Here is a 12,279-nt window from a genome sequence, read left to right on the forward strand (position 1 = left end):
GCAGGCTGTACTTGAGTACGGCAAGGCGAAGCTGACGTGGTTTGAATTTAATTTTCGAAGAGTATTAACTAGACTTCTTTTCAAAAAAAGGACAGGAAGCCCTCTGGTCGAGAGTTTCCCCATCCTGTCTTCTATTCTTTATTTTGCTTCGACACGGACACCTTGGGTATCAACTTTTAGGTCATGCAATTTCCCTTTGAAAGGTTGCTTTTGCAATTCTGCCTTGATCGTTGGCATCTTGTCATGAGAAGCTAAGACCATAACTGTCGGCCCGGCACCAGAGAGGTAGGTCGCATAGGCACCATTCTCTTTAGATACTTGCTTAATCGTCGCAAATTCACGGACCAGACTTTGACGATAACGCTCATGGAAGAGGTCCCCTTCGATTGCTTGTCCAGCTGTCACCATATCTCCTGCCAACAAGGCCGCAACAGCCACATTGGCAATCGAACTAGCTGCAACAGCTTCCTTGTAGGATAACTTTTTAGGCAAAACACCACGGCTGTCTCGAGTACGCAATTCATAGTTAGGAATGTAAGCTAGAAAATCACACTCTGGGAAGTCTGCCACAATTGCTGAAACTTTCCCTTCAACAGAGCTTGCAATAACGAGATTACCATAGATAGAAGGAGCCACATTGTCAGGATGCCCTTCAATCTTGGTAGCCAGCTGCAATTTTTCATGGTCAGATAAGTTGAGCTTACCCAGTTGATTAGCTAGTTCAATTCCAGCAACAATGACAGAGCTAGAAGAACCCAAACCACGCGCCAAGGGAACATCACTGGTCATTTTCAGGCGTCTTGGTTGCAAGTCAGGAGCAATTTGTAAAGCAATCTTGAGTAAAAGGTTGCGCTCATCGTGCGGAATCCATTTGCCGATCTGATGTTCAATCAACCACTCATCCCGTTCTTCACAGACCTCAATTTGAAGATACTTGGTAACAGCTACACCGACCGAATCAAAACCTGGCCCGATATTGGCACTGGTTGCAGGTACAATAATCTTCATCCTATTCTCCTAACACCTTGAAGGTATTCAAGAGGTCAAATTCTGAAGCTTTGGCCAACTCAGCTGAAACATTCTCAAGTTGTGCTTTATTAATCTTATGAGTGATAATCACTACACGCGCCTTATCACCCTCTTTTCCATCTTGGAGGATTTGCTTGAAGGAAATATCTTGAGCATTAAAGATTTCAGCCAGTTTCAAGACCTGACCTTTTGAGTCTGGTGTCAAGATTGAGAAATAGTAATTAGCTTTGACATCTTCTGGATTTGCCAAGACCAAGTCACGGCTATATTCGTTGAAGTCTTTACCGATGGTACCATCATTCAAGCGACGAACGATACGGACAATATCTGCTACAACACTTGTTGCAGTTGGTTTTTGACCCGCACCTGGTCCGTAGTACATAGATGCACCGATGCCAATAGATTCTACAAAAACAGCGTTCATTACCCCATTCACACTGGCAAGTGGATGTGCTTTAGGAAGGAAGGTTGGAGTTACTTCCGCAGCAATACCTGAAGGAGTTTCCTCGATAGAACCTACCAATTTCACTACATAGCCGAGGTTTTGGGCAACAGCTACATCTTCTGGTGTGATGTTGCGGATTCCCTTATGGGCTACATCGTCGAAGGCAACCTTCATGCCAAAGGCAAATTGGCTCAAAATCACCATCTTGTAGGCTGCATCAATCCCATCTACGTCATTTGTAGGGTCGCTTTCTGCAAATCCAAGTCTTTGTGCTTCCGCCAGAGCATCATCGTAAGACCAGCCTTCTTCCACCATTTTGGTCATCATGAAGTTAGAAGTTCCGTTAACGACACCAAGAACGCGCGTGATTTTATCAGAAGCCAATGAATTTGCTAAAGTACGAAGAATTGGAATCCCACCAGCTACTGCTGCTTCATAGTAAAGTGCTACATTATGCTCTTTAGCGATTTCTAGCAATTCTGCGCCATGGACAGCCAAAAGGTCCTTGTTGGCAGTAACAACGTGTTTTCCAGCTTCCAAGGCACGAGTGATAAAGGTTTTAGCAGGTTCGATACGTCCCATCAATTCCACTACAATGGTAACATCTTTGTCTGATAAAATATCATCTACATTGGTTACAAAGTTAAAGTCATTTCCTGCTGCAAGCAAGCGGTTCTTTTCATCTTCATCCTTGACCAATACCTTGGCTACTTCAATCTCTGAATGAGCTGACTGAACGATTTTTTCTCCATTTTCCTTTAGGAGGAATGGCACACCACTTGCAACGGTACCAAATCCAAGTAAAGCAATTTTAACTGTCATGTTTGTCTCCTAGAAATTTTCTGATATAGCCATTATAACAGAATTTTGTGAAAATTCCTATTATAGTAAATCACTATTTCAGTCTAGTAAAGAAAAAACGAATCCCATGATTCGTCTTTCTTGATAAATGAAAATTGATTTTGAAAATTATGAATGAATCTTTTGCAGACTGAGAACTGCATCGTGATTGATCAAGATTTGCCCATACTCTTGCAAAACTGAACGACTGATGTCACTATCGTCTGCAAACTCACGCATACGAGCCAAGAGCCAGGATGGGTAGGGACCAGGATGATTTGCCACATCAACTAAGATTGTCAAATAGTAGTGTCCATTCATCTTATAGAGTTCAGATGTTTCCATCTGGTAGTTAACCGTCTTTGCAAAAGCAACCAAGTCAGCAAGACTTGTAAAACGCAGGATATAGTAGATATAAGGTTCTTTCTTACTCTCAGTCTCCGTTTCTGTTTGCTCTTGCTCTTCTTCCTTTGCTTCGACCTGCTCTAGAGATTGGATAGCTTCAATATCGTCCTTGGTCTTGTCTGCAATGCTCTTTTCCAAGGTTTTGAGAAATTCATCCGGCGACATTTGGGCTAATTCTTCCATATCTGGTAGGTCCGCCAGATCCTCAAAATCTAAATTTTGGTCAATCTTGGACTTGGTCACAAAGACGTCGACCTTATCAGGTTTTGGCGTCACACGGAAACTCAGCATACCACTATCCAAGAAATTGTCTGGCATCTCTAATTCATCTAAAATAGCATAGAAAAACTCTTCTGTTTTTTCCTGAGGAACGAGAAAGTCTGCAATTTCCATTCCCCGATCCATCAAATCATCTAAAGTCATCGTGATTTTCAGTGTTGTATCACTAATTTGTTTCATCTTCATATCTAGTAACCTCATACTTTCAGTCTATCTATTATACTAGATTTTTACGATTTTATCAAAAGAATGAAGCGAGAATGTGATATAATACTAGATATGATTTTAGATTTAAGAAAGAAAGTTCAATGAAAAATATAAAAGTAAATGCCTTGGCCAGCTTGCTGGTCAATATTCTCAATATCGTTTTTCCACTGATAACCAATCCTTATCTGACGCGGATTCTCAGCAAATCCAATTACGGTTATTTCAATACAGCCAATACCTGGGCAAGTTTCGTTATTCCACTAGCTGCCTTTGGAATATACAACTACGGGATTCGAGCTATCAGTAAGGTCAAGGATGACAAGAATAAAATCAACTACGTCTTTTCTAAGTTGTTTTATATCTCGGTTTTTACCTCTCTCCTGACGACAGGTATCTACTTCCTCATTATCTTCTTTGACACCAGCATTGAGAATCTGAAGGTCCTCTACTACATCCTAGGGGCTCAAGCACTCTTCCAATTTCTCAATATCGAATGGATGAACGAGGCTTATGAAAACTATGCCTTCATCCTCTATAAAACATTAATTATTCGAATTACCATGCTGGTCGCTATCTTCGCCTTTGTTAAAACGGCAGATGATATTGTTCCTTATGCTATCGTTATGACAGCGACCACTGTCCTCAACTACCTGCTCAGTTTTCTTTGGATTAAGAGAGAAGTTTCTTTTGTTAAGATCGGTTTCGTCGAATTAGCTAAAGCTTCTAAACCGCTCTTCACTATGCTTCTCTTAGCAAACGCTAATATGCTTTATACCTTGCTAGATAGAATGTTTATCACCAAGGGACCGGATGAAAACTATATTTCCTATTATACAATTGCCTATAGTATCGTCATGTTGATTGCCAGTGTCTTGAGTGGAGCTATCAACGTTAGTATTCCACGCCTCGGCTACTATCTCGGTAAAAAAGATTACAAGTCCTATAATTATCTCGTGAATCAAGCGGCATCCTTATTCTATTTCCTTATGGTTCCAACTAGTATCGGGATTATGATATTAGGACGGTACGCAACTGTTATTTATTCTTCTGAAAAATATCTTGAAGCGGGTATCGTAACTAGCGTCTTCGCTTTTCGTACCATCATCTGGGCTATTGAATTGATTCTTGGTAAACAGATTATCTTTATCAATGACCATGAAAATCGCTTAACTGCCTTCTACTTCCTCGGTGGTGGCGCTAATATTCTATTAAATAGTATCTTGTATTTCAATAATATTTTTGCACCTGAGTATTACATCGCTACGACCATTATCGCAGAAACTATCGTCGTTTTACTTGAAATTCATTTTATCAAGAAACACCAACTGATTAGTTTAAAAGAAATTTTTATAACCTTAACACGTTATAGCTTCATATCCCTTGGTTTTATCCCAATCTTCTATATTTTCAAGATGATTTTCCAAATCAATTCCTACACAGTAAACTTCGACATGATTCTCATGGTTCTGTCTACCATAGCAACTTGTGGTATCTATTACCTCTTGACTCTCTTTATTACCAAAGACAAAACACTCCACTATGCACTGAACCTTGTACTTGCTAAATTAAAACGAAATTAAAAAAATCCCCTACTGATAAATTAGTTGCCAGTAGGGGATTTCGTCTTTATTCTTTTTCTTTCTTTTCAGAAGCGTTGGCTTCTAGGTTTGAATCTTGTTTAGGTTGTTCCACAATAGAGGAATTAGCTTCTTGTTTCTGTTCTGGCTTGACTGCCTCGCTATTTACAGCATCAACAGCCTGTTTCCAGATACCTTCTTCGTTTACTTTGTAACCATCAGGTGTTGTTGCGTTCTTCAACAAAGAACCATCAGCTTGGAAATAGTACCAATTACCATTAAGCTGTTTCCAACCTGTCTGCATAGCTCCTGATTCATCAAAGTAATAATGATCACCATTTACTTTATGAAGGCCAATCAACATGATGCCATCTTCAGGATTTAGATAATACCAGACGCCTTTGTCTTTTATCCAACCAGTTTTCATGGCTCCGTTTGATTCAAAGTAACGATAATGATTATCAAACCATTTCCAGCCAGTTTGCATGGCACCAGATTTGCTAAAGTAATATTGCTTACCATCTACTTGATGGAGGCCGATTAACATAATGCCTTCTTTACCTTCAAGATAATACCAGGCATCACCATCTTTCAACCAACCAGTTTGGAGTGCGCCCGACGTAGCGTAATAATGCCAAGAATCATTTGACCACTGCCATCCAACTTGCATAGTACCTGCTGAGCTGAAGAAATAGTTCTTACCGTCAATCTCTTTAGATCCTACAGTCATGATACCTGTTTCTGGATCCAAATAGTACCATGATTCTTTATCTTTCAACCAACCAGTTTTCATAGCACCTGAGTTCGTATAGAAGTACCAGCTATTGTCTTGCCACTTCCAGCCAATCTGCATAGCACCACTAGCATTCAAATAGTAACGAACACCATTTATATCTTGTCTACCAGTTAACATGATGCCATCTTTATCCAGATAATACCATGTTTCCTGATCCTTGACCCAACCAGTTTTCATAGCTCCAGAACTTGCAAAATAGTTCCAGTGACCATCAACAAAGGCCCAGCCAGTTTGCATGACACCTTCTTGATTAAAGTAGTATGTGCTTCCATTGATATTCTTTTTACCGACGGTCTTTAGCCCATCCTCATCATAGAAATACCAATCTGAATCAATCTTTTGCCAAGTTGAAGGCTTACCTTCTGTTTGGAGTGCACCACTTTCGGTAAAGAACAGCTTCTTGCCATTATAGACTTGGTGTCCTGTTAGCATCTTCCCATCTGCCGCAAAGAGATACTTTTTCCCTCCAATTTCAGAGAGCTCGCTAAATCGTCTAGCACCATTTGATTGGATATAATACCAAGAGTCATCTAGTTTGAACCAACCACCAGTTTGCATTTTACCATTTTGGTTCAGATAGTAATCATTCCCTTTGGCATTTTCTCCCCAGTCGTCGTTAAGGTGAAGCCAGCGACCTGCTTGCATTTGTCCTTTTCCATTAAAGAAATAAGTGGCTCCGCCAATCTCTCTCCAGCCGATAGCCATTTCTCCATCAGTCAAACGATATTTCCAATAACCATCTTCTTGATACCATTTTTCGTCAACTACAGGGATATCAGGGAAGGAATTTGAAACATTTGCAAATCCTTTATCGCTAATATCAAAAACGGTAGCGTCTTGAGTTTGGCTAGCAGCATGAAGAACCTGAATATTTTTCTTCTGAAGGTATTCTCTGGTTGAAGCAACATTAATATCTCCACCAGTTGTCTGAATAACCATTTTTGGTGATAAGTTTTCAAGGAAATTAATCGTATTTGAAATTGTCGCATCATAATGGTGGTTCCATTTCATCATATCAACCTTGCCGATAACTGGACCTAACTTATCTTCTGCTCCCTCGGCATTATCCAAATCTCCACCAAGATAGATTCTCTTTCCTGCCACAGTCACCACTGAAACAATGGAGTTGGAGTTATCATCTCGAACTCTTTTCAGATTCCCATCAGCATCATATTCATTCTTATAGTTATAGAGTTGGATATCCATATCACCTAATTTAAAGTGACTATCCTCATCTGTAATATTCTGAATAAGAGTAACCCCTCGTTTTTGAGCCGCTCTCAAAGCATTATCATAATTAAAAAGATTATCCCAAAGTCCCCAGTGTGAGGTGATCCGATCATCTGAATATTTTTTCAAATAAAACTTACCGACTTGATATCGATTGAGTATTTCATCCGCTCCACCAATATGGTCACTATGGACATGAGTTCCTAGAATAAAATCTAATTTTTTTACACCTATTTGATCCAGGTGGCGAATCAAGCGATCTTCCAATACTTGATTATTTCTCATGGAAATTCCCCAGCGGCTTGGATAGCGTGGGTCACTCCCATCAGGGAAATCATAGTCTTCTCCCATATCAATCAAAGCATAATGACCATTACTTTCCAGAAGGATGGCATCACTCCCAGATTTTGCTTTAGTATTTATGAAATGGATACGATTGCCCGAACCTGCAGAGATGGTATCTGCATCTACTCCTTGCGATAACTGAATCAGTAATAGAAAGAATGCGAGAACACCATATCTAACTGATTTTAATAACCATTTATTTTTCACCTTGAAAACTCCTTTATCTTAAACGACAAGCAACTTTTACTAATCTAATCAATCCAATAATTTTTATCCCCTCCTGGGACTTGCTGCTCAATAGGGGGTGGAGTCATATAGTTTTCTCCAAATTCGTAGACAAGTACTTCATGGTACTTTCTCGGAACCTTGACCACAATGTTTTCATAAGGCATATCAATCAAATCATAGAGCCATTCTTTTTTTATACCATTTGGATAATAAGGGTCATAGATAGTACAAGTAAGATCTGTTGCTTGATCTACACTATACTTCAAAGCAAGGCTCTCTAATTTTTGATTCCATAGCTGTGGGGAAGTTAAGCGGAAAATAGCTGATCCCATATAACGAGGGAGGTTTTTAAGTCCCCCATTCTCAGACTTGATTCCTTTAAAATTCAAAGAAGAAAGACGAATCAAATATTTGTAGAGCCTCATTTTCTTACGGTCACTTTCTTGTGTTACGACACCATCATATGGAAAAATGTCAACACAAGTTCCCAATACGACCGTTGGGTCTACGAGGTTAGCATCTCGACGTGTCCTTACATCATAGACTCTCATATAACTGTATGGATATCCCTTTGTTTCTCTGAATGAAATCAATTTATAGTAGGGATGATTTTCATTTTGTAAAACCTTATACAGTTTTTCAAATTCATCACGCGCTAAGGAAATATCTGTATCATCATCCCAAGGGATGAATCCTTTATGGCGTACAGCTCCTAGTAAGGTTCCAAAATCAATAAAGTATTTGATTTGATGTTGTTCACAAAGCTCATGTAGATACTTTAAAATATCCAATTCTACTTGCTTAATTTCTTCAAGAGTTAAAGTTCTTTCAGACATAGGTTTTATTCTCCTAAATTTGACTATATTTTTAAACGTTTCTTAATCCCAATCCCGTCATTTAGACCTTTTAACAATCTTCCATAATTTAAAATCATGATGAGATACTCTTTGTTCAACCGGTGGCAATTGCATATAGTCTCCGTAGTCTGAGGTCAAAATTTCATGATAATTTTTCGGAATGGTAAATTCCTTACCTTCAAATGTTCCAGTAGTAACTTGTTCCAGCCATTCACGTCTCCACACTGGTTTGTTCATATCTTTGTAGATAAGATAATCCACTTGCTCATAATCTGAGACTTTACGGGATTTTGCAAGCTCTTCAATCTGGGCAACGTATTTGTTCGTATTGGTGAAATAGAAAATAATAACTGACACATAGCGTAGCAGTGAATTCAGTACACTTTTCGTATTAGTAATGCCTTTAAAGGTGTAGCAACTCAATTGACGTTTCTTTATCAGTTTCGTCATCTTGTTTTTAAATTCTACGTCATCCTCGTAGCCATCTACAGGGAAAATATCTACATAGATTCCCATATTGGAATCGATGCGAACATCTTCTTCTAGCAAGTAGGTATGGTTATCCTGCACTTTCATGAAGGGATAGACATAGTTGAGATTGTTTTTATAAGACATGACCTCGTAACGTTCATCAGGGTTAGCGATAAGGTAGTCTTGCAATTTTTCATAATCTTCTCGTAACATGCAGATATCCATGTCATCATCCCAAGGGATAAATCCTTGATGGCGAACAGCACCAATTAGACTTCCATATGCTAAGAAATACTTAACCCCAATTTTCTGACAAACTTCATGAATATACTCCATGATTCCAAGTTCCATCTGTTGAATTTCATTGACATCTGTTACTTCTTGGTACCGAACTCCTTCATCCCGTTTGCAGACTACGAGCCCATAGCCAATCGCTAACCAAAAGATGATATTGATAAAGTTGGTAGAGTACATGATCTGACTCTCAAACAACTGACCAAACAAGATACCGAAGAAAAGGATCATGATCAATTTATCAGTATTTTTCTTTGAAACAATCAAATACGTTAAAAAGCGCTTGATGACATAAGCCAGTACAAGAAGGAAGGATACCAAACCTAGAACTCCCGAACTGACAAATATGGTCACAAAAATGTTATGGAAATTCCCACCGATAAGGGAGTTTTGAATCTCAAATTTACTGAAATATTCTGTATAGTAATCTGGAACATTTCGTACACCATAACCAAAAATTGGTTTCGTACTTCCCATCTTGATGGCATTTTTCCAGATATAGGTTCTACCACTTGGTGTTGTTTCAATCAGATGGAGCTCACCATTCTTCTTAGCGACAGACGAATCTGTTTCAGCATAGGATTGTCCTTTGTTTAAATCTAAGACAGTCGTAGTTTCAGATGAAATATAGATTGAAGTTACATAGCTTAATCCAATATTAGTTGCAGTAATCAGCAAACCAACAACTATAAAAGTGAGGAATCGTTTAACGATACTTCCTCTAGTAGCAAAGAAACTATAGAGTCCAATCATGAGAAGTAAAGAAAGTAAGGCTCCTCGACTTTGCATCGTAGCGAAGTAAACTAATTGAATCACATTGTTCAGTTTAAGATAAACAGAATACTTACTTCCTTTATGGATCAAATACATAGCCAAAATAATGCTAATGTATGAAAATATCGCACTAGCATTAGGATTAACAATTCCCCACAGACGTCCATTCATGACACCATAGTAATAAGATTGTTCGCCAATCTTAAATAGGATAAGGACTCTACTTACCAATAAACCAAACGCAAAAATTGCTGAAGAAAAAGATACAATTTGAACCGTATAGGCAATCCAGTCAAATAATTTTTTAAGTTGCCCTGATTGCAACATGGTAAATAGTAAAACATAGGTTACCATGAAGAGAATTTCAATCACATTTCCAATCAAATGTCCCGAGCGATTGAAAATAGCAGATAGCAGATGGCTTCCAGCTAATAGTCCAAATAAGGATAGAAATTTACGATCTACTGTGATTTCTTTCCACTTAAACAATAAAGTATAGCAAATATAAAGCACTACAATCGCTGACAATCCCTTATAGAGGGGATTTGCTATCTTATAAACCAGTGAACTCATACTTAAAATCGAAATGAAAACAAATAGATACGCAATCCATAGTTTTGATTTTTCAAAGTATTCATCCATTTTTGAAAAATTCATTTTCAACTCCTTCTCATGATATTAGTTTTTTAATCCAACAATTTTCTTATATAGCCATGGAGAAATGACAAGTGAAAGGATCGCTACCTTGCGAAAAGTAGTGAAATAAGCATCCTTCCATATTTCACGTCGATGCTGAACAATCCAAGTCCTCAGCTCGGCTTTCTCCTTTTGATACTCTTCACGTGAAGTAAAGATAATTTTATCGTAAACTGTGATGTACGACCAACATTCTCTGTTTATTAATTCGTATTTTAAATTAGGAAAAGCTTGTGAAACTTGAGCAATTATTTGCTGATAAACTTCTATCGTATCAAACACATGCTGATTAACAGATGTTGTTGCACTTCCCTCACGATGATCATAATAATAAACAGGCTTGTCAATAAATACGCTACTGCATCTTGTCTTTAGTAGCAATTCAGTTAAAAATAAGGCATCTTCAGCTAGGTGATAATTTGTATTAAACTTTTCATCCGCAAGCAGGTCTCTCTTAAACAGTTTTGCAACTGGAAAAAATGACGTTCTGGTGGTCATCAGTAGTTCCTTCATGGTTTCTTCTGTTGACCAGAGTTCTGTTTTTCCAGAATGTGAAGGTAGGTCTGTTACAATGCCGTTTTTGATATGGTGCAGAGGAGCAATTACAAAGCCTACATTCAACCCTTCAACTGCACTTGCTAAAGTAGCTAGGTAATCCTGGGTAACGAAATCATCGCTATCAATAAAGGTAACCCAAGAACCCGTCGCTAGCTGAATTCCCATATTTCTAGCATTTGAAACTCCAGCATTTTCGATATGATGAACCTTGATATTCTCATACTGAGATGCTAAGTGATCACAGATCTGTCCGCTGGAATCAGTAGAACCATCGTTGATTAAGATTAACTCAAAATGGGCATAAGTCTGTTGAAGAATCGACTCCACACATCGCTCCAGATAGGCTTCTACATTGTAGACTGGAACGATAACGCTTATTTTTTCTCCCATCATGCTCCATATTCTCCCTTATACTCTGTGTAGCTCTTGTCCATGTCTGCTATAATGGCATCATGATGCGGTACTTGCTTGTCCACTGGTGGCGGTGTCATATAGTCTCCAAAAGCAGTGCTGAGATAGGCATCATAGCCCACTGGAATAGGCATCTCCGTTCCTTCAAATGGCAAGAATAGATTGTCTTCAAAGGATGCGATTGGATATTTGTTTCGCATGTAGCCTGGGCCCGAGCATAATTCTGTGATTCCATCGCTCTCAGCGAGACCATACTTGGTCATTTCTTTTTCAGCTTTTTTCCAAATGCGATAACGTAGAGATTTTGGAGTTAGGCCGAGTAAGATGCGACTTCCCCATTTCATGATAGCACCATGCTTTTCTGGGATAGTTTGGGCGCAAAAGAGTGAATAAATCAAAGCCCAGCGAACCTGTTTCTTACGCTCAGCCGGATTTTTAGGATAATAATCCAAAGGTAAAACATCCAAAGCCAAACCGTGTGGCAAATCCAAATCCTTCTGATAAGGCTTGATACAAGTGGTTTCCTTGTCACGAATGGTGATAAAAAGGTTACGGTCTACAAAATCCTTCTTGCTCTTTGACAAGAAATAACGCTCATCTGCATAACGGGGCCACAGTTCTGCCAATTTTTCATAGTCCTTGCGGGGCATGAAAAAGTCTAAGTCATCATCCCAAGGAATGAAGCCCTTATTACGAAGGGCGCCAATAGCTCCTCCTCCACAGAGGTAGCATAACAAATCATGTTCTTTACAAAATGCGACGAAATATTCAGCCATTTCCAGGCTACGAGCCTGAATCGCTTTCAAATCACTCATATCTCTCCTCTTCTGTCCAATA

Annotated in this window: 9 protein-coding genes; 1 reads left to right on the forward strand and 8 read right to left on the reverse strand. The window is 38.8% G+C overall.

Features of this window, described 5'->3' with window-relative positions:
* Window positions 1-138: 138 nt before the first annotated feature.
* The 3 genes from thrB to mecA form a co-directional block, all read right to left on the reverse strand.
* Window positions 139-1,008 (reverse strand): homoserine kinase, encoded by an 870-nt coding sequence (thrB, locus tag DB729_RS07705; RefSeq protein ID WP_109289480.1) that lies wholly within the window; start codon window positions 1,006-1,008, stop codon window positions 139-141.
* A gap of 1 nt (window position 1,009) precedes the next feature.
* Window positions 1,010-2,296: a homoserine dehydrogenase gene (locus tag DB729_RS07710; RefSeq protein WP_109289479.1), complete on the reverse strand. Its 1,287-nt coding sequence runs from the start codon at window positions 2,294-2,296 to the stop codon at window positions 1,010-1,012.
* Window positions 2,297-2,443: 147 nt separating this feature from the next.
* Window positions 2,444-3,184 (reverse strand): adaptor protein MecA, encoded by a 741-nt coding sequence (gene mecA, locus DB729_RS07715; protein ID WP_109289478.1) that lies wholly within the window; start codon window positions 3,182-3,184, stop codon window positions 2,444-2,446.
* A gap of 122 nt (window positions 3,185-3,306) precedes the next feature.
* Between mecA and DB729_RS07720 the strand changes: the two genes are divergently transcribed.
* The gene (locus DB729_RS07720; protein WP_109289477.1) at window positions 3,307-4,785 is read left to right on the forward strand and encodes an oligosaccharide flippase family protein; all 1,479 of its coding nucleotides are present in this window, start codon (window positions 3,307-3,309) and stop codon (window positions 4,783-4,785) included.
* Between the two features lie 46 nt (window positions 4,786-4,831).
* Here the strand turns inward: DB729_RS07720 and DB729_RS07725 are convergent, their stop codons facing one another.
* From DB729_RS07725 to DB729_RS07745, 5 genes are read right to left on the reverse strand one after another with little or no spacing between them, the layout of a single operon-like run.
* Window positions 4,832-7,360, reverse strand: coding sequence for an MBL fold metallo-hydrolase (locus DB729_RS07725; protein WP_109289476.1), 2,529 nt, complete (start codon window positions 7,358-7,360; stop codon window positions 4,832-4,834).
* A gap of 44 nt (window positions 7,361-7,404) precedes the next feature.
* A complete protein-coding gene (locus tag DB729_RS07730) occupies window positions 7,405-8,217 on the reverse strand; it encodes a LicD family protein (RefSeq protein ID WP_084872057.1) in 813 nt (270 codons plus the stop codon).
* A gap of 57 nt (window positions 8,218-8,274) precedes the next feature.
* Window positions 8,275-10,434, reverse strand: a complete 2,160-nt coding sequence (locus DB729_RS07735; protein ID WP_109289475.1) for a LicD family protein — start codon at window positions 10,432-10,434, stop codon at window positions 8,275-8,277.
* A gap of 21 nt (window positions 10,435-10,455) precedes the next feature.
* A complete protein-coding gene (locus tag DB729_RS07740; protein WP_109289474.1) occupies window positions 10,456-11,424 on the reverse strand; it encodes a glycosyltransferase family 2 protein in 969 nt (322 codons plus the stop codon).
* A complete protein-coding gene (locus DB729_RS07745) occupies window positions 11,421-12,257 on the reverse strand; it encodes a LicD family protein (protein WP_084872052.1) in 837 nt (278 codons plus the stop codon). Before DB729_RS07745 ends, DB729_RS07740 begins: the two co-directional genes overlap by 4 nt.
* Window positions 12,258-12,279: the final 22 nt, after the last annotated feature.

The sequence above is a fragment of the Streptococcus halitosis genome, from assembly GCF_003143695.2.
GTDB lineage: Bacteria > Bacillota > Bacilli > Lactobacillales > Streptococcaceae > Streptococcus > Streptococcus halitosis.